23 protein-coding genes and 1 tRNA gene are annotated in these 23,460 nt (G+C 47.5%); 6 read left to right on the top strand and 18 right to left on the bottom strand.

The annotated features are described in order from the left end of the window. Positions 1-20 precede the first annotated feature (20 nt). From dnaX to L9P36_RS03805, 4 genes are all read right to left on the bottom strand, one after another. The gene (gene dnaX / locus L9P36_RS03820; RefSeq protein ID WP_237465074.1) at positions 21-2,396 is read right to left on the bottom strand and encodes a DNA polymerase III subunit gamma/tau; all 2,376 of its coding nucleotides are present in this window, start codon (positions 2,394-2,396) and stop codon (positions 21-23) included. A gap of 57 nt (positions 2,397-2,453) precedes the next feature. Then, a complete protein-coding gene (apt, locus tag L9P36_RS03815) occupies positions 2,454-2,996 on the bottom strand; it encodes an adenine phosphoribosyltransferase (protein ID WP_237465073.1) in 543 nt (180 codons plus the stop codon). A 68-nt stretch (positions 2,997-3,064) separates the two neighbouring features. Beyond that, positions 3,065-3,478 carry a YbaN family protein gene (locus tag L9P36_RS03810; RefSeq protein WP_237465072.1) on the bottom strand — a complete coding sequence of 138 codons (414 nt, stop codon included), beginning with the start codon at positions 3,476-3,478 and terminating at the stop codon, positions 3,065-3,067. Positions 3,479-3,616: 138 nt separating this feature from the next. Beyond that, a complete protein-coding gene (locus tag L9P36_RS03805; protein WP_237465071.1) occupies positions 3,617-4,270 on the bottom strand; it encodes a tRNA-uridine aminocarboxypropyltransferase in 654 nt (217 codons plus the stop codon). A gap of 9 nt (positions 4,271-4,279) precedes the next feature. Here L9P36_RS03805 and rrtA point away from each other — a divergent pair, with 9 nt between their 5' ends. After that, the gene (gene rrtA / locus L9P36_RS03800) at positions 4,280-4,870 is read left to right on the top strand and encodes a rhombosortase (RefSeq protein ID WP_237465070.1); all 591 of its coding nucleotides are present in this window, start codon (positions 4,280-4,282) and stop codon (positions 4,868-4,870) included. Between the two features lie 2 nt (positions 4,871-4,872). Here rrtA and L9P36_RS03795 read toward each other — a convergent pair whose 3' ends face one another. From L9P36_RS03795 to L9P36_RS03760, 8 genes are all read right to left on the bottom strand, one after another. Then, complete coding sequence (locus L9P36_RS03795) at positions 4,873-5,172, bottom strand: ComEA family DNA-binding protein (RefSeq protein ID WP_237465069.1); 300 nt, start codon at positions 5,170-5,172, stop codon at positions 4,873-4,875. A gap of 139 nt (positions 5,173-5,311) precedes the next feature. Beyond that, positions 5,312-7,204: a SurA N-terminal domain-containing protein gene (locus L9P36_RS03790; protein WP_237465068.1), complete on the bottom strand. Its 1,893-nt coding sequence runs from the start codon at positions 7,202-7,204 to the stop codon at positions 5,312-5,314. Positions 7,205-7,384: 180 nt separating this feature from the next. Beyond that, positions 7,385-7,657 carry a nucleoid-associated protein HU-beta gene (gene hupB, locus L9P36_RS03785; protein ID WP_237465066.1) on the bottom strand — a complete coding sequence of 91 codons (273 nt, stop codon included), beginning with the start codon at positions 7,655-7,657 and terminating at the stop codon, positions 7,385-7,387. A 220-nt stretch (positions 7,658-7,877) separates the two neighbouring features. Then, positions 7,878-10,226 carry an endopeptidase La gene (lon, locus tag L9P36_RS03780; protein WP_237467848.1) on the bottom strand — a complete coding sequence of 783 codons (2,349 nt, stop codon included), beginning with the start codon at positions 10,224-10,226 and terminating at the stop codon, positions 7,878-7,880. A gap of 138 nt (positions 10,227-10,364) precedes the next feature. Beyond that, positions 10,365-11,645 (bottom strand): ATP-dependent protease ATP-binding subunit ClpX, encoded by a 1,281-nt coding sequence (clpX, locus tag L9P36_RS03775; RefSeq protein WP_237465064.1) that lies wholly within the window; start codon positions 11,643-11,645, stop codon positions 10,365-10,367. Between the two features lie 95 nt (positions 11,646-11,740). Continuing rightward, positions 11,741-12,355, bottom strand: a complete 615-nt coding sequence (clpP, locus tag L9P36_RS03770; RefSeq protein WP_237465062.1) for an ATP-dependent Clp endopeptidase proteolytic subunit ClpP — start codon at positions 12,353-12,355, stop codon at positions 11,741-11,743. Between the two features lie 96 nt (positions 12,356-12,451). Continuing rightward, positions 12,452-13,747: a trigger factor gene (tig, locus tag L9P36_RS03765; RefSeq protein WP_237465060.1), complete on the bottom strand. Its 1,296-nt coding sequence runs from the start codon at positions 13,745-13,747 to the stop codon at positions 12,452-12,454. A 362-nt stretch (positions 13,748-14,109) separates the two neighbouring features. Then, positions 14,110-15,012: a LysR family transcriptional regulator gene (locus tag L9P36_RS03760; RefSeq protein ID WP_237465058.1), complete on the bottom strand. Its 903-nt coding sequence runs from the start codon at positions 15,010-15,012 to the stop codon at positions 14,110-14,112. 135 nt (positions 15,013-15,147) lie between these two features. On the opposite strand from L9P36_RS03760, the gene L9P36_RS03755 reads away from it, so the two are divergent. Further along, entirely contained in the window at positions 15,148-15,513 is a 366-nt protein-coding gene (locus L9P36_RS03755; RefSeq protein ID WP_237465055.1) for a MaoP family protein, read from the top strand. Positions 15,514-15,615: 102 nt separating this feature from the next. Here L9P36_RS03755 and L9P36_RS03750 read toward each other — a convergent pair whose 3' ends face one another. Genes L9P36_RS03750 through rimK form a run of 3 tightly spaced genes read right to left on the bottom strand, consistent with a single transcriptional unit; the run spans position 15,616 to position 17,996 of the window. Beyond that, positions 15,616-16,053 (bottom strand): ATP-dependent zinc protease family protein, encoded by a 438-nt coding sequence (locus L9P36_RS03750; RefSeq protein ID WP_237467847.1) that lies wholly within the window; start codon positions 16,051-16,053, stop codon positions 15,616-15,618. 20 nt (positions 16,054-16,073) lie between these two features. Continuing rightward, entirely contained in the window at positions 16,074-17,090 is a 1,017-nt protein-coding gene (locus L9P36_RS03745) for a succinylglutamate desuccinylase/aspartoacylase family protein (RefSeq protein WP_237465053.1), read from the bottom strand. After that, complete coding sequence (gene rimK / locus L9P36_RS03740) at positions 17,091-17,996, bottom strand: 30S ribosomal protein S6--L-glutamate ligase (RefSeq protein WP_237465051.1); 906 nt, start codon at positions 17,994-17,996, stop codon at positions 17,091-17,093. Positions 17,997-18,490: 494 nt separating this feature from the next. Here rimK and L9P36_RS03735 point away from each other — a divergent pair, with 494 nt between their 5' ends. After that, on the top strand, positions 18,491-18,958 hold the full coding sequence (locus L9P36_RS03735) for a GFA family protein (RefSeq protein ID WP_237465049.1): 468 nt from the start codon (positions 18,491-18,493) through the stop codon (positions 18,956-18,958). A 118-nt stretch (positions 18,959-19,076) separates the two neighbouring features. Here the strand turns inward: L9P36_RS03735 and L9P36_RS03730 are convergent. After that, positions 19,077-19,153: transfer RNA gene (locus tag L9P36_RS03730), tRNA-Arg, on the bottom strand. Between the two features lie 199 nt (positions 19,154-19,352). Between L9P36_RS03730 and folD the strand changes: the two genes are divergently transcribed. After that, positions 19,353-20,207 (top strand): bifunctional methylenetetrahydrofolate dehydrogenase/methenyltetrahydrofolate cyclohydrolase FolD, encoded by an 855-nt coding sequence (gene folD, locus L9P36_RS03725; protein WP_237465046.1) that lies wholly within the window; start codon positions 19,353-19,355, stop codon positions 20,205-20,207. 141 nt (positions 20,208-20,348) lie between these two features. On the opposite strand, the gene L9P36_RS03720 is transcribed toward folD, so the two are convergent. Then, positions 20,349-21,272 carry a flagellar motor protein MotB gene (locus L9P36_RS03720; RefSeq protein WP_237467846.1) on the bottom strand — a complete coding sequence of 308 codons (924 nt, stop codon included), beginning with the start codon at positions 21,270-21,272 and terminating at the stop codon, positions 20,349-20,351. A gap of 56 nt (positions 21,273-21,328) precedes the next feature. Further along, entirely contained in the window at positions 21,329-22,093 is a 765-nt protein-coding gene (gene pomA / locus L9P36_RS03715; RefSeq protein ID WP_237465044.1) for a flagellar motor protein PomA, read from the bottom strand. Positions 22,094-22,291: 198 nt separating this feature from the next. Between pomA and xseB the strand changes: the two genes are divergently transcribed. Together xseB and ispA are read left to right on the top strand one after the other, a co-directional pair. After that, positions 22,292-22,537 carry an exodeoxyribonuclease VII small subunit gene (gene xseB / locus L9P36_RS03710; RefSeq protein ID WP_237465042.1) on the top strand — a complete coding sequence of 82 codons (246 nt, stop codon included), beginning with the start codon at positions 22,292-22,294 and terminating at the stop codon, positions 22,535-22,537. Positions 22,538-22,543: 6 nt separating this feature from the next. Continuing rightward, positions 22,544-23,443 carry a (2E,6E)-farnesyl diphosphate synthase gene (gene ispA, locus L9P36_RS03705; RefSeq protein WP_435532758.1) on the top strand — a complete coding sequence of 300 codons (900 nt, stop codon included), beginning with the start codon at positions 22,544-22,546 and terminating at the stop codon, positions 23,441-23,443. Positions 23,444-23,460 lie beyond the last annotated feature (17 nt).

Here is a 23,460-nt window from a genome sequence, read left to right as displayed (position 1 = left end):
TCGTTAAAGTTGTTGCAATCTTATAGCGGACGAATGCTGGCGTCATCCACATTCGCATCAAAACGCGAGCAGATCGCCTGCACCAGCGAGTCTGCATAGATACTCGCTTTGGCTTGTTGTAATTTGTGCTGATAGATGGACTCGCGCAGTTCAAGCGGCGTTTGTCCTCGGCTATCATCAATGCCAACACGCAGCTCAATGGGCTGCTGTAAGTACTCACGCATCGCTTTGGTTAGCGCTTGTACGGCACGCTCTGTATTGAGGTGCGCTTGTGATGAGCGCAGTGCTAAGCGCACTTGCTGATCCTGCTGCTCAAAGGCGGCATTCAGCGCCAACTGTTGCACCAACATTGGAATCGACAGCTGGAGAATCATTGCCGACCAAGCATCTTGCTCTGCGGCCTCAAGAGCGAGCTGATGCTGCATCTCTGGCGTTTTTTCATGCTCAAGCTCAGCTTTTAGCTGCTGCGGCGAGATTTGCTCGGCTTGCTCTTGGATCAAACTATGATAGTGATCGCTTGGCGTCCAGCGATATTCTTCATCGGCAGCGGCATCAGCTTGCGCGTCATTGGCATTGTGCGACACCAGAGGAGCAGGCGAGCCGTGCGGCGATTTTTGCTGCACACGTTCAAGCACACTCTCTTTTTTTACTGGCGTCGCATTAGTCTTTTTTACTGGGGCGCTTTCCCCTTGCTGCGCTTTCATCTGACTGCGCAGACGGTTACGCGCCTGAATAATACTGGCTGCACGCGAACCTTGCGTTGGTGCCTTTGTTTGATCAATAGAATGTTGCTCAACAGCAGGCTGAGCAACTGAGGCTTGATCAACTAAAGGTTGTTCAACTGAATGTTGCGCGACTGACGATGCGGATGAAGGCGCCGATGAAGAAGATCCGCCATGAACCAAATCATCCTCACTGTCATCATCGCGCGATGCCATTTCAGCATAGTAGGCATCCATCGCCGCTTGCTCTGGATCCACGGGCGCTTGCGGTGCAGGCTGGCTCGACTTAAGCTGATTTAGCTCAGCTTGTGACGATGCTGGGCGTGCCTGCGGCGCTGTATTGGTCAACATTGCTTTTGCAGCCATCATCCCCGGCGCCGATTTTGCGGCAGGTTGCGCAGCTGTTGGCTGCGCTACAACTGGTTGCGTTGGCACGGCAGTCGCAGCTTGCACGGGCATCACTGGAGAAGGTGATGTTTGAGCGCTTGGTGTACTTAATACAGAAGGCTTAGCCGCCACTGATTGTGGCGCAGCAGCTTGCGTAGCTACCGGTGCAGAGGCCAACTGTTGGAAAGGCGCAGGCTCTGCAGCCGCAGGGCGAAACGCCAACATGCGCAGCAAAGTCATTTCCACGCCACTGCGTCCATCAGGAGCAAATGCGAAATCTTGACGGCCTTGTAAAATCAGCTGATAGAAAAGCTGCACCTCTTGCGGCGTCAGTGCTTTGGCTAACAGATTTAAACGCTCAAAATCAGGCTCACCACTTTCAATGGCATTGGGCAGCGCTTGCAGCATCGCAATGCGATGAAGCTGAGCAGCAATCTCTTTAAGCAGCGCATCCCACTCCACACCAACGCTGGCAATCTCATCGAGCTGTTCCATCACCGCGGCCGCATCGCCACTGGCGACAGGCTGCAAAAGATGAAGCGCTTGATCAGTGTCCAAAGTGCCAAGCATGGTGCTCACCACTTGGTCTGAGACCTGCGCATTACCCAGCGCAATAGCTTGGTCAGTTAGGCTCAGGGCATCACGCATACTGCCATCGGCAGCGCGAGCTAATAAGCTGAGCGCGCGTGGCTCAAATGGAATCTGTTCCGCACTTAAAACATGATTGAGCTGCGCTTCAATCTGCTCACGCGATAGATGCTTTAGATGAAATTGCAGACAGCGAGATAAAATCGTAATCGGCAGTTTTTGTGGATCTGTGGTAGCCAGCAAAAACTTCACATACTCGGGCGGCTCTTCAAGGGTTTTGAGTAGCGCATTAAAACTGTGGCGAGACAACATGTGCACCTCATCGATGAGATACACCTTGTAACGGCCTCGCGCTGGCTTGTACTGAACGTTATCAAGCAGCTCGCGGGTATCTTCCACTTTGGTGCGAGATGCAGCATCGATCTCGAGCAGGTCAACAAAGCGACCTTCATCGATCTCTTTACAGGTTGCACACTGGCCACATGGATTGGCAGTCACACCCTGCTCACAGTTCAACCCCTTGGCAAGAATACGGGCGATCGTCGTTTTACCAACGCCACGCGTACCACTGAAAAGGTAAGCATGATGTAGTCGGTTTTGCGCAAGTGCATTGGACAACGCGCCAAGGACATGGCTTTGCCCCACCACTTGTTCAAAGCGGTGTGGACGCCATTTTCGCGCTAATACTTGATAACTCATTGACCCTTTCCTATGCCAAGTGAACCAAAGCGCTCTCGAAAGAGCGCTGATTGAACATTAATGGCCTTCAAAGCTGCACAAACAAGTGCTGGTCACACCCAGACCTTTCAGCTTCTCTTCACCGCCGATGTCCGGCAGGTTGATAACAAAGCCAGCATCTGTCACTTCACCGCCCAATTGGCGAATCAGTTTGACTGTCGCTTCGATGGTACCGCCAGTAGCCAGAAGGTCATCGATGACAAGGACATTGTCCCCTGCAACGATGGCGTCTTTGTGGATTTCAAGGGTGTCAGTACCGTACTCAAGCTGATAGCTTTGTGAGATCACTTCACGTGGCAATTTGCCAGGCTTGCGAACAGGAACAAATGGCAGGTTCAGTGCCAAAGCAAGTGGCGCACCAAAAATAAAACCGCGAGACTCAGTACCAACAACCTTAGTAAAACCACGGCCAGCAAAGGCAGCGATAAAGCTATCGATGGTTGCTTTAAAGGCTTCAGGTTGCTCAAGCAAGCTGGTGACATCACGAAATAGGATGCCCGCCTTTGGGTAATCAGGAATGGTTTTGATGCTCTCTTTGATCAGGTTCTGTTGTTCTGTCATGGCTGTGTCCAAGGCATTTATGCCTATTTGATTATTGTGCACAAAGGTGCGGAAACCAGCCGATTAGTTTAGGGGTTTTCGCTCTTGGCGGCAATGTTCTCAAGTGTCGGCAGCCGACAAAACCAGCAAAGTAAAATACAGCCCATAGTAAACACCAAAATTCGTAGCAACAATCCATCCAACATATAGATAGACCAGCTAAAACTCAGCACAATAAGCGCAATGGCGCGTGGCTTGACCTTGGCGGGAATGGCGCGGTGGGTATGCCAAGCATTGAGTAGCGGGCCAAATTTGGGGTGCGCTAATAACCAGCGGTTTAACTTTGGTGACGCGCGCATAAAACAGGCGCTGGCTAAAATAACGAAGGGCGTGGTTGGAAGCAGGGGTAAAAAAATGCCGATGGCGCCGAGCAACAAACTCAACCACGCGATGGTGAGTAGAATTATTCGCGAAATCCATCCTTGTACTGCGGGTAACGGCATATGCACTTCCTGACTCAGTTTTGGGCATATTAGTCACAAAGAAGATGCATTATCAATGCCGCATTGTTTCACTTTGTAAACCATTTCATAAACCATTGCAGCGCAAGCTTTCTACCTAGGTTTTATCAATAATGGGTTTTATCCTTTGCTCTGATATCGCGCTAACACATCCGCTGGCATATGCGCGCATTGCGCTGCAATCATTTGTCGAAACACCTGCAACATTTGCTCACACATCGCCTGCTTTTCACCGAGCTCTTGCAATGCATAGGCAATCGCCTCAATGGTCGATAGCCCATCGCTGCGCGGCGATTTTCGAATCAGGTACTCGCCTTGTGGTGGCTCAGTGAGACAAACCTGTGGCAGCGCCTGTAGCTGCGGCGTCAAAAACCAGATTTTTTTTGCCTTTTTCCATGTACCATCAAGCACCAACAGCACTTTATCTCGCGCCAGCGTGCCTGTCTTTTGATCAAGAGATGAAACATCCATCCCATGTTGCCACTGCGCAAGCGTTTGAGCCTGCTCAGAGGGAAACAGCAGCGCGAGCTCACATTGCGCAGCCTGAAACTCTGCGAGCAATTTAAGAAATCGCGCATCGTCGCTAAAGTTCTCACCTTGCCAAATCTCACAATTGTTCAGGGTTAGCGATGCAATCACCGCACTGCCCAATGGCTTTGTCCCTTCACTGGGGTGCTGTAGAATAATCACTCGCGCTCGACTTTGATCCGGTTGGATCCAAGTACAAATACAGGATGTTTTCGCTTTATGGCAAGCAGCACAATATCGACTCATAGAGATTCAGTGACTCTTTATCTTCAGTTAATTGCGATCACGCTGATCTGTTTGCTCTGTCAGTGGCCTGCTCTTTTACCTCAAATCGAGTGGCAACAGCAAGCCATCCATGATGGCCAATACTGGCGCTTAGTCACAGGCAACTTTGGCCATACCAATTGGGCGCATTTGACAATGAATCTCGCCGCGCTGTGGCTGCTAACTGGCATCTACGGACGTTATTTACACCACTGGCGACTGAGCGTGCTGCTGTTGCTTTTGTCTTTTGCTTTGGGCCTATGGATGCTGGACAGCCAAATCACGCGCTATTTAGGACTTTCTGGCGTGCTGCATGGTATGGCGAGCTACGGCGCCGTGCAAGACTGCGCAACACCGAAAATGCGCTGGCAAGGCTGGGGAATGCTCGCGGCAATCAGCCTGAAGATGATAGCAGAGCAGTGTTACAACTTTGATTGGGGAAGTGCCGCTCTTATTGGCGCCCATATATTGACCATAGCGCACCTTCGCGGTGCGCTGCTGGGACTTGGTTTTGGCTTGGTCGCGCTCGCTTATCAACACTATCGCAATATCAATGCCAAAACCGAAGCCAAGAGAGATTGAGGTTAATAGGTTAGCTTGTCACGATTTTTATTCACCGTCGCGACACCAATCCCTTTAACCTTCACCAAATCATCGACAGACTGAAAATCGCCATTGGCTTGTCGATATTCAACGATTCGCTTAGCTTTGGTTTCACCAATGCCTGTCAGCAATGTTTCCAACTCTTCTGCCGTCGCTGTATTGATATTCACTTGAATGGCGAAGGCTTCTTCAGCTTGCACTTGATTGTCAGTGCTTTCCGCTTGAACTGGAAGCAGCCAAAGTGCGGCCATCAGACTTAAACAGCTGAGCAATAATTTCATCGTTCTCTTCCTTTTGGTTTTTTGAGTGAACTTAAAACCTAAGACAGCACGATAAGTTCGCCAGAAAACTGGTCAATTGCAGCCTAAAAAAACGGCGAGCACCATACAATGGGCTCGCCGAGTAACAACTCAATTACAGTTATTCGTTGCTTGGCGCAACATATGACTCATTGATATCGACATCAGTATGTGCGCGCATCACACCAACTGAAGCTGCAAAGTCTTGCTGACTTTCCATTTGCATCAGATTTTCAGTCATTGGCACTTTCATAAAGTCTGCCGCTTGACCTGGCTCAACCCCATCCAATGCCACAACCAAGATTTGATCGCCAGACACGACGTAACCATAGGTTGCTTTACCAGCTTGTGGTTTCGCAAGGGTAAAGACGCGGTTGACCAAGACTTGATTTTGGTCCATGCGCGTTAAGCTTTGCTCTGGCGCAAAAGTCAGCTTGTCTGCTGCTAGCGCTGCATCACCTTTCTCAGTCAAGGCTTTCACAAGCTCAGACGCTTTGTTGTTTGCCGCTTCAACGCCCTTCTCACGAGAGAGTGTTGCAACGATATCATTTTCAACATCAGCCAATGGAAGCTGCGCTTCAGGTTTGTATTCAACTACATGGAATACAATCGCATTTTCACCGCTTAGCTCAATCAACTGAGAGTTAAATTGACCTTCGCGAAGCTGCTGATCATCATTCAATGCGGCGCTGATTTTTGCGTTATCTAACGGTGCTGGCGCTTGACCGGCAACAAACACAGGCGTTGTGACAATCTCAAGACCCAAGGCTTTCGCAACAGGCTCTAGATCGTCATTTTCATGGGCCACATTGGCGAGCTCGTTTTGAAGCTCATAGTAGCGATCCACCGCGGCTTCTTGTTTCAATGCAGCAACGATGCTGGATTTCACTTCAGCAAGTGGTTTCACTTGCGCAGGTTCAATGCTATCAACTTGCACAATGTGGAAGCCTTGGCTGGTTTGCACAAGCTCAGGATAAAGACCGGCAGCGGCCATACCAAATACTGCTTGGTCAAAGCTTTGCTCTAGAACGCCTTGATCCACTTTGCCAATCGAGCCGCCTTGGCTTGCTGACAATGCATCTTCCGATTTGTCTTTGGCAACAGTGGCAAAATCTGCGCCCGCTTTGATTTCATCTAAAATCGCTTGCGCTTTTGCTTTGGCATCATCACTTGTACCAAGTACCAAGATTTGGCTCACTTCACGACCAGAAGGCGCAGTGTAGCGATTTAGGTTGGCTTGATAGTAGCTTTCAACCGCTTCATCGGTAATGGTGACATCTTTGCTTAGATTAGCCGCAGAAAGCTGCACATAGGCAATTTGATATTGCTCAGGCGTCATATAACGCATGCTGTTTGCGTCATAGTACTGCTTGATTTGCGCTTCAGAAATTTCGGCATTCGCAATAAACGGCGCCAACGGCATGCTTGCAACACGCACTTTGCGAACTTGTGTTTGCAACGCAAGCAGCTCATCCACTTCAGATGGCAATACGAATTCAGAGTCCAGAATACCCATAATCAGAGCTTGGCGGGCCAGCTGGTTACGCACCATCACAACATGTTGATCCATGGTGATTTGGTTATTGCGAAGCAGCAGCTTGTACCAATCAAGATCAAATTTGCCATCTTTTTGGAAATTTGGATCGTTACGAATAAACGCAACCACCTGCGCATCGCTAAAGCGGAAGCCCATGCGTTGCGCTGTTGCATCAATCACCGAGTCATTGATCATTCGATTGAGCACATCAAGCGTAAATGATTGGCGATATTCTTCATTGGATTGAATCGCTTGTGCGAGCGCTGGTTGTTCTTGCTCTAAACGCTGCGTTTCTGCATCAACAGCACGCTTCAGCGATTCTTGACTAATTTCTTGGCTGCCAACATTGGCGACAGCGGTATTGATATTGCTTGAGAGATAGCCCTGAACCCCTGTAAAAACAAAGGACAGAATAATTAGGCCTAAAATAATCTTAATGACCAGGCTATTGGCACCTTCTCGAAGTCGGTCCATCATCACTTGCCGTGTCTCCTATTCGGGCTGACGATAAAAGAAAATAACTATAACCACATCAACACTAAAAGCAAAAAAAAAGCGCATTGAAACAATGCGCTTTGCTGTTATTTTGTTCGGTTTTTTTACCTTTCGTGTCATTTTGGGGGGTAAGCCTCAAAATGGCCTCGGTAAAAACCAATCTTAGTTAACAGCGTCTTTTAGTGCTTTACCAGCTTTGAAGCCTGGTACTTTTGCTGCTGCGATTTGGATTTCCGCACCAGTTTGTGGGTTACGGCCAGTGCGAGCTGCACGCTCACGTACTGAGAAAGTACCGAAACCAACCAAAGCAACTTGATCACCGCTCTTAAGGGTCTCAGTTACCGCACCAATGAATGCATCGAGGGCACGGCCCGCTGCTGCTTTAGAAATATCTGCGTCTGCTGCAATTTTGTCGACTAGTTGTGATTTATTCACTCTTTCATCCCCTTTAACGACGCCCCTTTGTTTGCACTTGGGACATCAGATTATTTAGATTTTTGTTACAGCACAGAGAAACCTCTGTTATCGCCCCAAGCCGCAGTTTATCTGGGCTGGCGCTTTCGAATCATACGTTAGCTGGCAAAAAAAAAGCTGACAAGCTTTTTAGGGCTTGCCAGCGTGATTTCCTTGTTTATTTTTGCTGCATGTCACTCTTTTAGGTATTCACTACTGCCATACCTGAAGGATTTTCCTGAAGTGCCACGGCAAGAACTTCATCAATCCAACGCACCGGACGCACATCGAGATCAGCAATCACGTTGTCAGGAATCTCTTCTAGATCACGTTCGTTCTCTTTAGGAATCAGCACGGTTTTAATACCGCCGCGATGCGCTGCGAGCAATTTCTCTTTCAAACCACCAATCGGCAGCACTTCACCGCGCAGGGTAATCTCACCAGTCATCGCCACATCTGCGCGCACAGGGTTCCCTGTGAGGCTAGAAACCAATGCAGTGCACATCGCAATACCAGCACTTGGGCCATCTTTTGGTGTTGCACCTTCAGGTACGTGAACGTGAATATCGCGTTTCTCATAAAAATCAGGGTTGATGCCCCACTTGTCTGAGTAACTACGAACCACAGTCATCGCAGCTTGAATGGACTCTTGCATCACATCACCCAAAGAGCCAGTGTAGCTAAGCTTACCCTTACCTGGCATAGATTGGGTTTCAATGGTCAACAGATCGCCGCCCACTTCAGTCCAAGCCAAACCGACGACTTGGCCAATGCGGTTGTTCTCTTCTGCTTTACCATAATCAAAGCGCTGCACACCCAAGAATTCTTTCAGATTGTCTTGGTTAATCACCACTTGCTTACAATCGCGGTCGAGCAGAATTTTCTTCACTGATTTACGACATAGCTTTGAGATTTCACGCTCAAGACCACGTACACCGGCTTCACGGGTGTAGTAGCGGATGATCCCCATAATTGCGGAATCATCAACTTCAATTTCACCAGCTTTCAAACCATTACGCTCAATCTGCTTTTGCAGCAAATGACGTTTGGCGATATTGAGTTTTTCATCTTCGGTGTAACCCGACAGACGAATCACTTCCATACGGTCAAGCAATGGTCCTGGAATGTTCATTGAGTTTGAAGTGGCAACAAACATCACATCCGACAGATCGTAATCCACTTCAAGGTAATGATCATTAAAGCTGTTGTTTTGCTCTGGATCCAACACTTCAAGCAGCGCTGATGCAGGATCGCCGCGCATATCCGATGACATTTTGTCGATTTCATCAAGCAGGAACAGTGGGTTTTTCACTTCCACTTTTGCCATCTTTTGAATCAACTTGCCTGGCATCGAACCGATATAAGTGCGGCGGTGACCACGAATTTCAGCTTCATCACGCACGCCGCCAAGCGCCATACGAACATATTTACGCCCCGTGGCTTTGGCGATGGACTGACCCAGCGAGGTTTTACCCACACCTGGAGGTCCAACTAAACAAAGAATTGGGCCTTTCAATTTATTGATGCGAGATTGCACCGCCAAATATTCCAAAATGCGCTCTTTGACACGCTCTAAACCAAAGTGGTCGGCATCAAGCACCTCTTGCGCTTTAGCAATATCTTTTTTGACCTTAGAACGCTTATTCCAAGGCACACTGATCATCCAATCGATATAACCGCGCACCACAGTTGCTTCTGCTGACATCGGTGACATCATCTTCAGCTTTTGTAGCTCTTGCTCGGTTTTTTCTTTGGCTTCAGCGGGCATTTTGGCATCAGCAATTTTTTGCTTCAGCTGCTCGAACTCATCCGGCACATCTTCAAGCTCACCCAACTCTTTTTGGATCGCCTTCATCTGCTCGTTGAGATAATACTCACGCTGACTTTTTTCCATCTGCTTTTTAACGCGGCCGCGAATACGCTTTTCCACTTGCAGCAGATCGATTTCTGATTCCATCATCGCCATCAAAAATTCAAGGCGATCATCAACAGGAATAATTTCTAGTACCTGTTGCTTGTCTTCTAATTTCAGCGGCATATGCGCTGCAATGGTATCAGCAAGGCGCGTGGCATCTTCAATCCCATTCAGTGAGGTCAATACCTCAGGCGGGATCTTTTTATTGAGCTTAATAAAGCCTTCAAACTGATTGATCGCGGTGCGTACCAAGACTTCTTCTTCACGCACATCAAGGTGTGGCGTTTCAAGGTATTGCGCTTCAGCGTGGAAAAATTCGTCATCCACTAACTGTTCAACGCGCGCACGTTGCTGGCCTTCGACAAGGACTTTGACGGTACCATCAGGCAATTTGAGCAATTGTAAAATTGTTGCCACAGTACCAATGTTATAGAGGTCTTGAACACTCGGCTCATCGGTCGCCGCATCTTTTTGCGCCACCAATAGAATCTGCTTGTTGTTGTCCATGGCCGCTTCGAGACAGCGGATTGAACGCTCACGTCCAACAAATAATGGGATCACCATGTGCGGATATACCACTACGTCGCGCAGCGGTAGAACTGGAATTTCAAGGCGCTCGGAACGCTCCAAGTTCATCATATTTCTCTCTTCCATTCGGGCTCTAGCAGAGTATATGGGGATGAATCTATGAGATTCAATATATCAGATAAGAATAATTCTAAGTCGATAAAAAAGGGAGCTACCAGCTCCCTTTTACTTTTAAATCAATGATTTTTACTCAGCGCCAGCGGCTTGGCTATCGCTGTTTTGGTAAATGAGCAATGGCTCCGATTCACCTTTAATCACTGACTCATCAATCACTACCTTGCTGACGTTCGACATCGATGGCAATTCATACATGGTATCGAGCAATACAGCTTCAACGATTGAACGTAGGCCACGTGCACCTGTTTTGCGCTCCATCGCTCTACGAGCAATGGCAATCAAGGCATCATCACGGAACTCAAGCTCAACACCTTCAAGATCAAGAAGCGCAGCATACTGTTTGGTCAAAGCGTTCTTTGGCTCTTTAAGGATCTGTAGCAATGCATGCTCATCCAGCTCTTCTAAGGTTGCTGCCACAGGCAAACGACCAATGAATTCTGGAATCAGACCATATTTCACCAAATCTTCAGGTTCAACCTTGGTAAACAGTTCACTCAAGCTTGCAGTTTCTTTCTTAGAGCGCACATCTGCACCAAAACCAATGCTGGTACCGATGTTGACACGCTGCTCAATCACCTTATCTAGACCAGCAAATGCGCCGCCACAGATAAACAAGATCTTAGAAGTATCTACTTGCAAGAACTCTTGCTGTGGATGCTTACGACCACCTTGTGGTGGAACAGAAGCAACCGTACCTTCAATCAGTTTCAGCAAGGCTTGCTGTACACCTTCACCCGAGACATCACGGGTGATCGATGGGTTGTCTGATTTACGTGAAATCTTGTCGATTTCATCGATATATACAATGCCGCGCTCAGCTTTAGCGACATCGTAATCGCATTTTTGTAGCAGTTTCTGAATGATGTTTTCAACATCTTCACCCACATAACCCGCTTCAGTTAATGTGGTGGCATCTGCCATCGTAAATGGTACATCCAAGAAACGCGCTAGCGTTTCTGCCAATAGGGTTTTACCACTACCGGTTGGACCGATGAGCAAAATATTACTCTTACCAAGCTCGACACCATTGTTGGTATCACCGTTACGCAAACGTTTGTAATGGTTATAAACCGCAACAGCAAGAACCTTCTTGGCATGGTTTTGACCAATAACATAGTCATCCAAGTGATCTCGAATCTGTTTTGGTGTTGGTAGTTCGTCTTGCTCGCGCTTAGGGACCAGCTCTTTGATCTCTTCACGAATGATGTCGTTACATAGGTCGACACACTCGTCACAGATATACACCGAAGGACCCGCGATAAGCTTACGAACTTCATGCTGGCTTTTGCCGCAGAAAGAGCAATACAACAGTTTACCGCTGCTGTTGCTGTCTTTGCGCTTATCCGTCATTCGTTAACCTCTTAATCTGGGATATTGCCACTCATTTCTTCTTTGAGTGTATAACAACTGGCATGGAAATGTGCTCGATGCCAGCTGTTGCTGTCTTAGTCTCGATGTTTTAACACGGCATCGACTAGACCGTACTGTACTGCCTGCTCAGCTGACATAAAGTTATCGCGATCGGTATCACGCTCAATCACTTCAAGTGGTTGACCGGTATGGCCGGCAAGCAAGGTATTCAATCGGTTCTTAATGTGTAAGATTTCCTGTGCATGAATCTGAATATCAGATGCTTGACCTTGGAAACCACCCAATGGTTGGTGAATCATCACACGCGCATGTGGCAAGCAGAAACGTTTGCCTTTTTCACCACCTGCCAATAGGAACGCACCCATTGAACAAGCTTGGCCCATACACACAGTGCTGACATTTGGTTTAATGTACTGCATGGTGTCATAAATTGACATCCCTGCCGTCACTGAGCCACCTGGTGAATTGATATACATAAAGATATCTTTCTCAGGGTTCTCAGATTCTAAAAACAGTAACTGGGCAACAATTGAGTTTGCCATGTGGTCTTCCACCTGGCCGGTTAAAAAGACAATTCGCTCTTTGAGCAGACGTGAATAGATGTCAAAAGCACGCTCGCCACGAGATGTTTGTTCAATAACAGTGGGAATAAGCGCGTTCATAATCGAAGGCGTCATAGCGTTACTCATAAGAATTGATTCCTTTTTATAAAAAATGGCCCGAGTGAGAGCTCACACGGACCATTGTTAGCAAAAGTTAGCCCAAAACGCTACTTAATCTTGCGATTAAGCAGACTGATTCATGAGTTCGTTAAAACGAACTTCTTTATCAGCTACTTGAGCTTTCTCAAGAATGAAGTCAATGGCTTGCTCTTCTAGCGCGATATTGCGCATGTTGTTCATAAGCTCTTCATTCTTAGCATAGTACGCAATTACTTCGCTTGGATCTTCATAAGAAGACGCCATCTCTTCGATTAGTGCAGAAACGCGAGCTTCATCAGCTTTCATTTCGTTGCTCTTGATCACTTCACCAAGAAGTAGACCAACGATCACGCGACGTTTTGCGTTTTCTTCAAAGAGTTCACGTGGAAGCTCAGGTGCTTTGTCTGCTTGCGCGCCAAAACGCTGCATTGCTTGACGACGTAGCACGTCAACTTCTTGATCGATCAATGCTGCAGGGATTTCGATTTCGTTTTGTTCAACAAGACCGTTAATCACTTGCTCTTTAGTACGTGCTTTAAGCGCTTGTTTTAGCTCACGCTCCATGTTCTTACGTACTTCTTTTTGTAGACCGTCAAGACCGCCTTCTGAAACGCCGAAACGAGCAACGAACTCATCGTTGATTTCAGGAAGGTTTGCAGCTTCAACTTTGTTTACTTTAATTGCGAACTGTGCAGCTTTACCTTTTAGGTGCTCTGCATGGTAGTCTTCAGGGAAGCTCACTTCGATAGTGAACTCATCACCTACTTTCTTACCAACGATGTCAGTTTCGAAACCAGGGATCATGCGACCTTGACCCATGACAAGTGGGAAGTTCTCAGCTTTACCGCCATCGAACGCAACACCGTCAATCGAACCGTCGAAATCGATGGTTACGCGGCTGTCTTCAGCTGCTACATCGGCTTCAACCCACTCAACTTGTTGCTTGCGAAGCGTTTCGATCATCTCGTTTACGTCTTCGTCAGTCACAGAAGATACTGGCTTCTCTACTTTGATTTGGTCAAGACCTGCTAGTTCGATCTCTGGGAATACTTCGTAAGTTGCAGTGAATACGAAATCTTTGCCCGCTTCAGTTTCTACTGGAGCAAAAGTTGGTGCGCCCGCTGGGTTGATCTTCTCTTTTACAATCGCTTGGATGTAATGCTGTTGCATTGCTTGACCCATTGCGTCCATACGCACGGTTTGACCGAACATGCGCTCAACCATAGCCAGAGGTGCTTTGCCAGGACGGAAACCATCGAAACGACGAGTTTTCGCGATTTTACGTAGTTCTGCTTTCACTGCATCCTCGATGTTTGCAGCAGGCACAGTGATAGTCATGCGGCGCTCTAGGCCTTGAGTGGTTTCAACTGAAACTTGCATTTTTTAACCTCTAAATTGACTCAGCCTGGACTGAGTGACTCTGCCGACACGCTCATGGGCATATCGGGGCATCCTGTTATGTTCCGAATCGTCGTTGCTTTATCCTGAAGAGACGAGAATCGCAACAGGGGTGAAAATCAAGACGCGACATTATAGCGGCGAGATAGCGGGGAGTCGAGAACCCCGCAGGCCAACTCATGGTATCTGTGAAATAGGGCTGAATTTAATGGTTTCAAGGGTGAAATCGAGAAAAATACCGATTTATTCGAGAAAAAACCGATCGAAACCACAAAATCTTCCGCCATTTCGCGCTCACCAACAAAAAAGCCACCTTCTCGGCGGCTTTTCCAATTCAAAATGAGTTAAGACTCATCATGGGTCGCAGCTGCTTCACTGGCTTGCTGTAGCAAATAAGCGGTGGCTGGCGGCAACGCTTTCAGCAAAGTGCGTACCTGCTCAATGGCCTCCAATGCGGCGCTATTTTTCCGGTAGCTCAAATAGATTGGACGCGGCCAAGGCTCAACATCTGATACGGCAAATAGCTGACCAGAGGCAATAAATGGCGCCGCCAATGATGCAGGCAAATAAGCTGCACCACCTTTTTCCAAAATAAAGTCCAGCGCAATACGCCCCGTTGAGGTACGCATATAAGGCACGGCAACCTGAGGATGGCGCAGGGCATGTGCGCGCGAGAAGGCCTCGCCCCAATCAATATAGATATAGTGATTGGCAAATGCCTCTTCGATAGTTCTTGGCTCTGTGGAGACCAACATCAAGGTTAAGTCGGTCAAGGCTTCACAATGAAACTCATCTGCCTTCATTGGCTCAAAGGAAAAAGCCATATCTAAGGTGCGATCGTGCAACTTACGTTGTAGGTGCTCACGACTGAGTGATTCGGCGATAAAACCATAACCATCAAAGGCGTCTGTCACCACACTTAAACCGTGCTGTAAAAACGCATCCCACACATTGGGGGTACCACCGAGCGTTAATTGATAAGCTTTGTGCTCTTCTAAAGCCAACTCAAATTTTGCTTGCTGAAGCGTGGTTACCATCATTTCAGCGTAAGGTACCAAACGTTCCCCTGCAGAGGTCAAAGTGATGTTATTACGATGTCGACGAAATAGAGCCGCATCAAAGTAACTTTCTAGCTGTTTAATACGGGCGCTCACCGCCGCCTGAGTAATATATAAATTGTCCGCAGCATGGCCAAAATGTCGCTCTTTAGCCACTTCTAAAAATGTTCGAAAAACCTTCACATCCATTGCGATTCTGACTCCGCAAAAAACTGACTCATATTATGGTAACGATTAAAAACATTTGCTTTAACTTTCATCATCATCTTCGTATTTTCCGTCTAGATTCAAGTTGCCACCTCCTATATGACTATTGAGGCTTGTATGGAAAACACTCTTTTTCGTCATGGTAAAAAACGTTTTTATGACGATAAAAAATTCCCCCGTGGATTTGCTAAATCTGGCGATTTCACCCTCACTGAAGAAGAAATTCTAATGACCTATGGTGAAACCATGCTGGCACTAGAAACGGGTGAGTTGGCACCAGAAAACTGTGACGAAAAACATTTCGTCAAAGCGCTTGCTCATCCAGGCAAAGCCAAGAATAAAATTGAGCATGTTTGGCTCAAATATATTCGCTTATCCCGTGGGCGAAAAAATTTCCACACGCTCAATGGCACTGTGAAAAACAACGATGTTGTAAACGATGAAGATTACAGCAGCGAAGATGATGATGTCATGGCCGTATAAGCCATAATCTTTCATAAAAGCGCAGATATACTGCGCTTTTTTTTGTTTTCAAACCAGTGCTTGATGCACAAATAAAACCGCAGCCTGAGCTGCGGTTATTGATTATTGGTTACCGGTCACTAAAAAACGCTGCCCAGGGTCGACTAAAACACGTCCAGCCATGGCTTCTCGGCCCATCAGCATCATATAGGTCATATCTGCACGGTTACTCAAAGTCACCTCAATTGGCCATTGATGCTCACCAATCATAAACTGAGTTTGAATCACGCAGCGCTGCTCAATGCCGCCGTTGGATGATTTAATACGACGAGAATCTGCAATCAAAGCTTCGCAATGAATGATCTTTTCCAAATGATAGATATCTGGGTGGAGATCAAAACAAGCAAATAAACGACCATTTCGTTTCACTCGAGTCAGATTATCAACGTGAAGTGATGACGTTTGTGCGCCCGTATCAACTCGAACTTCAAGGTCAAAAATACCGAGCTCTGGCAAACTACAGACTTCTAAACAGCCTATCACCAGTTTGTTTTCCGTCATTGCTGTCATGCACAACCTCTTTATTCTGGCATGGGTTCAAGTGCATCCTGCATCAATTCGATATGCTCCACCACTTCATCGGCTTCTTCTTCACCAAAGTAAGCCAGATGGAACAAAGCCTCCCCCTCTTGGGTTAGCGGTATATTTTGTTTACCAATAATGATGCCAGCGCGCTGCGCAACCAATTGGTCCAGCAAACTGCCATCAGGGCTATTAATTTCTGCCAACACATCGCCCGCTTCCACTTTTGCCCCCAAGCCAACGTATTCATGAATAAATCCGCTGACAGGCGCACGCAGCCACTGACTGCGGTTGGCAATAAAGGGTGAAATTGGGTTTTTACGGCGCGATTTACGCACCACACCCAATGAAGAGAGCACATTGAGCACCCCTTTAACGCCGGTTTGAATCGATAACTCATCAAAACGCAGCGCCTCACCTGCTTCATAGAGCAAAATTCGCGTGCCGCTACTGACCGCTTCTGCGCGCAATGAACCATCGCGTAAATCAGCGTTAAGTAGCACTGGCACACCAAAAGATTCAGCGAGTTTTTTGGTTTGCTCATCGCTCAAATCAGCGCGAATTTGCGGCAAATTGGAGCGGTGAATAGCCCCAGTATGAAGATCAATACCAAAGTCACAGTGGCTGACAATTTCAGTTAGAAACTGATGCGCCATACGCCCAGCCAAAGAGCCCTTAGGAGAGCCTGGAAATGAGCGGTTTAAATCTCGGCGATCGGGAAGATAACGAGACTGGTTGAGCACACCGTAAACATTGACCATCGGAACCAAAATCACCGAACCACGGATCACATTCAACTGCTGCTGAATCAAACGGCGAATGATCTCAATCCCATTGAGCTCATCCCCATGTACCGCTGCACTAATAAACACCACAGGGCCTGGTTTTTTACTACGGCGCACATGCACCGGTAAGGTTAATTCTGTATCGGTATAAAGTTTGGCGACTGGAATGTTCAGTTGCACCGAGCTTCCCGGTGCAACTTCAACGCCACCAATGATCAATGGGGTGGTCATTTAACCCTGTCCTCGTGTACGGGTCGCATTAGGTTTGGCGTTCTTTTCAATAAACTCGTAGATCAAACCCGCGACATCTTTCCCTGTTGCGTTTTCAATCCCTTCAAGACCTGGTGATGAGTTCACTTCCATCACCACAGGCCCACGATTGGATTGCAGTATATCAACGCCACATAGATTCAACCCCATGGCCTTAGCAGCCTGAATCGCAGTCGCGCGCTCCTCTTTGCTCAAACGCACCAACTGGGCAGTACCACCGCGGTGTAAGTTTGAGCGAAATTCGCCTTCCGCCGCTTGACGTTTCATCGCGGCTATCACTTTGTTACCCACAACAAAGCAACGTAAATCAGCACCATTAGCTTCTTCAATAAACTCTTGCACGAGAATGTTGGCATTCATGCCCATAAAGGCTTCAATCACACTCTCTGCAGCTTTATTGGTTTCGGCCAATACCACACCAATCCCTTGTGTGCCTTCCAATAGTTTGATTACCAAAGGTGCGCCACCGACATTACGAATCACATCCTGAATTTTATCTGGGCGTGACGCATAACCGGTGCGTGGCAAACCAATCCCTTTACGAGACAACAGCTGCAGTGAGCGCAGTTTATCGCGTGAGCGACTGATCGCGACGGATTCATTGACGCAAAACGTCCCCATCATCTCAAACTGGCGAACCACGGCCGTGCCGTAAAAGGTCACAGAAGAGCCAATACGCGGGATCACCGCATCATAAGGTGGTAGCTCTTCACCGTTATAGCGAACCTTTGGACTACTACTGGTAATGTCCATATAGCAATGCAACGTATCGATCACATCAACGTGATGACCGCGTGCTTCCCCGGCCTCTTTCAAACGGCGCGTGGAATACAAATTTTCATTGCGAGACAAAATAGCAATACGCATAGCGAACCCTATAACATGGAAAAAAAGACAAGGTGAAAGTTTGGTTGGACAACCAAAAGAGGCGGCACCTTACGAGAGGGATGGGGAAAATCAAAACAAAAATTTTTTGTCTTATTAACAAAAAATAAATTCATTTTTATTCAATCCAAATACACCGCAAACGCAAGCCACAGCTCACTTCTCTGCCTTTAGTATGGCAAAGAAAAATCAAACCGATTGACTCTTTTTCTATTGCACAAAAGTGAACCAGTCAATGCCAGTAACAAAATTAACAATAAGATAAAATGGCTACTCAAGCTGACACTTTTATATTGCCGCGTATTTCACGCAAACAAAGGTAACTGTTTAAATATACAGTGTCTATTTTTCGCTTTATACTTCATCAAACAAACACGCCATAAGAGCGTTATACACAGGATCAGATACTAGCCCTCGCGCCTTCTTTTCTTGTGTCAATCAATCGATTTAGCGAATCAATCATAGGGAGATAAATGATGAGTGAACCCAAACAAGGTCAATGCCTTTGTGGCCAAGTCAAAATAACAGCGACACCTGCGCAGCAAAACTTTAGCGTCTGTCATTGCCGCATGTGCCGGCAATGGGGCGGCGGGCCGCTATTCGCTATCCCATGCGGCCAGTCTGTTGTGGTCGAAGGGCAGGAAAATGTGCAGGAATTTGATTCTTCACCATGGGCGAAAAGAGGCTTTTGTCGTCACTGCGGCACGCATCTTTACTATCGCGTCAAAAAAAGTAACGAATTCAATGTGCCGCTTGGTTTACTCGAAAATATGGACAACACCAACATGGCGATGCAGTACTTTATTGATCTAAAGCCCAGCAACTACTGTTTCAACAATCAGACTGAAATGCTCACCTCAGCGCAAATAGAAGCCTATTTCGCAAAGGTGATGGCGGAAGCAAAAGCAGAGGCAGCAGCGAAAAGACAATCCCAAATAGACTAAGCCCCCTCAAAACTGAGGCGCACAATCAGCAGACACAGCAGACACAGCAGACAGATGATGGTTAGAATCAAGAAATGAAAAAGGCGAAGATAACTGAGTTATCTTCGCCTTAGAATTATGGCACGCCCTGCAGGATTCGAACCTGCGACCACATCCTTAGAAGGGACGTGCTCTATCCAGCTGAGCTAAGGGCGCATGGTGTACGTAGAAGCCGTACAACGCTTGGCATTATACGGCTCACCGCCATAGGGTCAATTGTTTCTTTGAGCGAGCACTTTTGGTTGGGTAAAGAAGCAACAATCTTGATCAAAAATCGGTTCAGTTACTGACAGATTTCTTGGATTCTGAGACAATTCCACCACATTGTTCAAGGGATGTTCAAGAGAGCCAAGGGATGTCTGCAAATATTATTGATGGAAAATTGATTGCTCAGCGCGTTCGCGAAGAAGTCGCCGCTCGTGTTGCAGCTCGTGTCGCATCCGGTCGCCGCGCACCAGGATTAGCGGTTATTTTAGTGGGCAGCGATCCTGCCTCGGAAGTGTATGTCGGCAGTAAACGTAAAGCCTGTGAAGAAGTGGGCTTTGTGTCGAAGTCATTTGACCTTCCAGGTACCACCTCTGAAAGCGAACTATTAGCACTGATTGAAACCTTGAACCAAGACGACAAGGTTGATGGTATTTTGGTGCAATTGCCTCTGCCAGCCGGTATTGATAGCACGAAGGTACTTGAACTTATTCGCCCAGATAAAGATGTCGATGGTTTCCATCCATATAATGTGGGCCGTTTGTGTCAGCGTATTCCGACACTGCGCTCTTGTACCCCAAAAGGCATTATGACCTTGCTGGAGCGCTACAATATTCCACTACGTGGTAAACATGCAGTGATTGTCGGCGCTTCAAATATTGTTGGCCGTCCAATGACCATGGAGCTTCTACTCGCGGGTTGCACCACCACCACTTGTCATCGTTTTACCCAAGATTTAGAAAGTCATGTGCGCCAAGCCGACCTCTTAGTGGTTGCAGTTGGTAAGCCTTTCTTTATTCCTGGCGAATGGGTCAAAGAGGGTGCCGTGGTGATCGATGTGGGCGTCAACCGTCTCGACAATGGCAAACTTGCTGGCGATGTGGCCTTTGATACCGCAGTAACTCGCGCCAGTTACATCACTCCAGTACCTGGCGGTGTCGGGCCGATGACAGTCGCTACCCTGATTGAAAACACACTGCTTGCCTGTGAGCAGTTTCACTCATAAGCAGTGATGTGTTCGCAACCCGAGTGACCTCAGATTCTCAAATGACGGGTTCAAGTAACGGGCTGAAATAACAGATTGAGAGAATAAAAAAAGCGATGCATCAGCATCGCTTTTTTATTGCAGTTCATCATCTGAACAAACTCAGGGCTTAGATTGCAAAGTCTCATGACCTTGTCGGTGCTGCACATCTAGCGCTTCACCAGAAATCACCTCATCGGAAAGATGCGGTTTACCCTGCATGATAGCAATCTCCACACGACGATTCATCGCGCGATGCTCCGGTGTATCATTAGGGAAACGTGGCTTGGTATCTGCCATACCAATCACTTGCATACGATGATGTTCAAAGCCATGTACTTTTTCCATCTCTTGCGCCACTGACACAGCACGCTGCGCCGATAGATCCCAATTCGAGCGATACAACTCAGAGTCCAGCGGCTGATTATCCGTATGGCCTGAGACGCGAATTTCTCCCGGCACATCTTTCACCAACTCAGCGATTTGATGCACTAAAGGTCGGAATTTAGGCTGCAAGAAGGCTGAGCCTGCTGGGAATGATCCTTTCTCACGAATACGAATGACCAATTGCTGCCCCAAACTTTCAACCTCAATGGCACCCTCTTTAATTTGCTTTTGCAACGCTTGACGCAGTGCTTGCTCAAGACGCTCCTGACGCTTTTGCCTTTCTTGCGCTTCGGCCGCTTTATTTTGACGGCTCGATTGCTGCATGCTTTGACCGCCTGTTTGCTTACCTTGATCGCGCTGCATGCCGCCAGCTTTTGATGATTCCCCTTCATGGAAGTCAAGGCTTTGCTGCGTCATATCAATGGTTTGCTGCATGATCACTTCAATGGGTGTCGGCTCTGGGCGACCAGGACGAAACTCCTGCGCGATCACACTGGTGCCTTTGGGAATATCCTTTACATCCAGCATGTTTTGCACACCAAAGGCGTATTTCATTGAGCCCGCAATCTGCTTAAATTTCAGCACATCCATCTCAGAAAAAGACAGCAGCAATACGAAAAAGCACATTAGCAATGTGGCAAGATCAGCAAAGGTTGCCATCCAACCGGGGGCACCCGCCTTCTCTTTTTTAGGGCTTTCGTCTTCCACGCAGCCTCCTAAGACTCATCACCGCTAACGGTGCGCTTGCTCTCTTGTAGATAGTTTTTCAAATAACCATCAATCACACGTGGGTTTTGACCATCTTGAATGGCAAGTACGCCATCTAAAATCAAACGGCGATTCAATCGCTCCTGATCTTTACGCATCGCAAGTTTATCCGCGATGGGCAAGGCGATAACGTTGGCAATGACCGAACCATAAAGCGTGGTCAACAAAGCAACCGCCATTGCAGGACCGATGGATTTCGGGTCATCCATGTTAGACAGCATCGCCACCAGACCAATCAAGGTCCCGATCATCCCCATCGCAGGCGCCACATCACCAGCGGCCGTAAAAAAGCCAATACTGCTTTCATGACGCTCGTTGGTCAGGACGATATCTTTTTGTAGCGTACTGCGAACCACTTCTGCATCGTGACCATCAACCAAAAGATCGATGCCCTTACGCATAAAGGAGTTGCGCACTTCCATCTCTTCAAGCGCGAGAAAACCACCTTTACGTGCGGCATCCGCCATTTCAACCAATTTGGCGATCAGGTCTTCAGGATTATCTGTCTTAAAGAAAAAGGCTTTACCTGCCACCTTAAGGGAGCTGAAAAATTGGCCAAAGCTAAACTTAGCCAAGACGATGCCCAAGGTTCCCCCGACAACGATTAACGCAGAAGGTAGGTCGAGGAACATGGTGATGCTCCCCCCCAATAGCATTGACATCACAATCAGGGCAAAAGCCCCGAGTATGCCGAGCAGCGTCGCTAAATCCACTGAAAGCTCCTATTGATAGTGTTGAGCACAAAACGGCTCAGTTTATCTGACATCTAATATATCGGCATCTTTTGTCGATCTTTAGGTTGTTTTTTCGTTAAAATACAGCCGCCGATAGATACTATCTTGCCCGAGCTTTGATCCCTTATCGAGTCTTGGGCTGCGGTCTTTTCACTGAACTTTGAAGTCGGAACCACTATGGCGACAAAAAAAACAGAAGATGTGAGCTTTGAGTCTGCAATGACCGAGCTCGATACCATCGTTCAACAGTTAGAGAATGGCGACCTGCCGCTCGAAGAAGCGCTCAAACAGTTTGAACGTGGTGTGGGTCTGGTCAATATTGGTCAGAAGAAACTCACCGATGCCGAGCAACGCGTTGAGATTTTATTGGCGCAATCAGACGATGCACCGCTGAGCACCTTTCAACAAGATGAAGATGAGTAATCAATGATGAGCTCAAACGCTTGGCAACAGCAGCTTCAACAGCATCAAGCTCGAAGTACTGCGCAGATCCACGGTTGGCTCGATCGCCAAGTCTTTTGCGACAATCCACTAATTCAAGCGATGCGCTACGGCGCAACCTTAGGTGGTAAACGCGTTCGTCCATTTTTAGTTTATGAAGTGGGCGCTTTATTTAATGCGCCTGTTGATGCGCTAGACACCCCTGCCACAGCCATTGAGATGATTCATGCCTACTCATTAATCCACGACGACTTACCCGCCATGGATGATGATGCGCTGCGTCGTGGTCAACCCACTTGTCATATTCAATTTGATGAAGCGCATGCGATTTTAGCCGGCGATGCCCTACAAACCCTCGCTTTTGAGGTGATGGCTACAGGCCCACTCAGTCAGCAAGGGGAAGCGAATCGTGTTGCCATGCTCGCCACCCTCGCGCAAGCATCTGGCGCCAATGGCATGTGTATTGGCCAAGCTCTGGATTTACAGGCCGAAGGCCAACATGCAGATTTAGCGCAACTTGAAACCATTCATCGCCATAAGACAGGCGCACTGATTATGGCGGCGGTACGCATGGGGGCACTTGCAGGCGGTTGCAACAACGCAACGGTTTTGCAACAACTGGATATCTTTGCCAGAAATATCGGTCTTGCTTTTCAGGTTCAAGACGACATTTTGGATCTAATCAGCGATACTCAAACCCTAGGAAAACCGCAAGGCTCCGATGTTGCACATAACAAAAGCACCTATCCTGCCCTGCTTGGTCTTGAAGGCGCGCAACAAAAAGCGAGAGATTGTTACCAAAATGCAATCAGCGCGCTCGCATCCTTGCCTTACCAGACAGATACTTTAGAAAAGTTTGCTCAATATATTATCGAGCGAAATCATTAAAACGAATCATACGCGAA

Source organism: Vibrio stylophorae, assembly GCF_921293875.1.
In the GTDB taxonomy this organism is placed as follows: Bacteria; Pseudomonadota; Gammaproteobacteria; order Enterobacterales; family Vibrionaceae; genus Vibrio_A; species Vibrio_A stylophorae.
Note: the sequence above shows the minus strand (reverse complement) of the source record. Positions and strands in the feature narration are given on the sequence as shown.

Coding starts and splice junctions, on each gene's coding strand:
- dnaX (WP_237465074.1), bottom strand. CDS start 2,396: ATGAGTTATCAAGTATTAGCGCGAAAATGGCGTCCACACCGCTTTGAA.
- apt (WP_237465073.1), bottom strand. CDS start 2,996: ATGACAGAACAACAGAACCTGATCAAAGAGAGCATCAAAACCATTCCT.
- L9P36_RS03810 (WP_237465072.1), bottom strand. CDS start 3,478: ATGCCGTTACCCGCAGTACAAGGATGGATTTCGCGAATAATTCTACTC.
- L9P36_RS03805 (WP_237465071.1), bottom strand. CDS start 4,270: ATGAGTCGATATTGTGCTGCTTGCCATAAAGCGAAAACATCCTGTATT.
- L9P36_RS03795 (WP_237465069.1), bottom strand. CDS start 5,172: ATGAAATTATTGCTCAGCTGTTTAAGTCTGATGGCCGCACTTTGGCTG.
- L9P36_RS03790 (WP_237465068.1), bottom strand. CDS start 7,204: ATGATGGACCGACTTCGAGAAGGTGCCAATAGCCTGGTCATTAAGATT.
- lon (WP_237467848.1), bottom strand. CDS start 10,226: ATGAACTTGGAGCGTTCCGAGCGCCTTGAAATTCCAGTTCTACCGCTG.
- clpX (WP_237465064.1), bottom strand. CDS start 11,645: ATGACGGATAAGCGCAAAGACAGCAACAGCAGCGGTAAACTGTTGTAT.
- clpP (WP_237465062.1), bottom strand. CDS start 12,355: ATGAGTAACGCTATGACGCCTTCGATTATGAACGCGCTTATTCCCACT.
- tig (WP_237465060.1), bottom strand. CDS start 13,747: ATGCAAGTTTCAGTTGAAACCACTCAAGGCCTAGAGCGCCGCATGACT.
- L9P36_RS03760 (WP_237465058.1), bottom strand. CDS start 15,012: ATGGATGTGAAGGTTTTTCGAACATTTTTAGAAGTGGCTAAAGAGCGA.
- L9P36_RS03755 (WP_237465055.1), top strand. CDS start 15,148: ATGGAAAACACTCTTTTTCGTCATGGTAAAAAACGTTTTTATGACGAT.
- L9P36_RS03750 (WP_237467847.1), bottom strand. CDS start 16,053: ATGACGGAAAACAAACTGGTGATAGGCTGTTTAGAAGTCTGTAGTTTG.
- L9P36_RS03745 (WP_237465053.1), bottom strand. CDS start 17,090: ATGACCACCCCATTGATCATTGGTGGCGTTGAAGTTGCACCGGGAAGC.
- rimK (WP_237465051.1), bottom strand. CDS start 17,996: ATGCGTATTGCTATTTTGTCTCGCAATGAAAATTTGTATTCCACGCGC.
- L9P36_RS03735 (WP_237465049.1), top strand. CDS start 18,491: ATGAGTGAACCCAAACAAGGTCAATGCCTTTGTGGCCAAGTCAAAATA.
- folD (WP_237465046.1), top strand. CDS start 19,353: ATGTCTGCAAATATTATTGATGGAAAATTGATTGCTCAGCGCGTTCGC.
- L9P36_RS03720 (WP_237467846.1), bottom strand. CDS start 21,272: ATGGCAACCTTTGCTGATCTTGCCACATTGCTAATGTGCTTTTTCGTA.
- xseB (WP_237465042.1), top strand. CDS start 22,292: ATGGCGACAAAAAAAACAGAAGATGTGAGCTTTGAGTCTGCAATGACC.
- ispA (WP_435532758.1), top strand. CDS start 22,544: ATGAGCTCAAACGCTTGGCAACAGCAGCTTCAACAGCATCAAGCTCGA.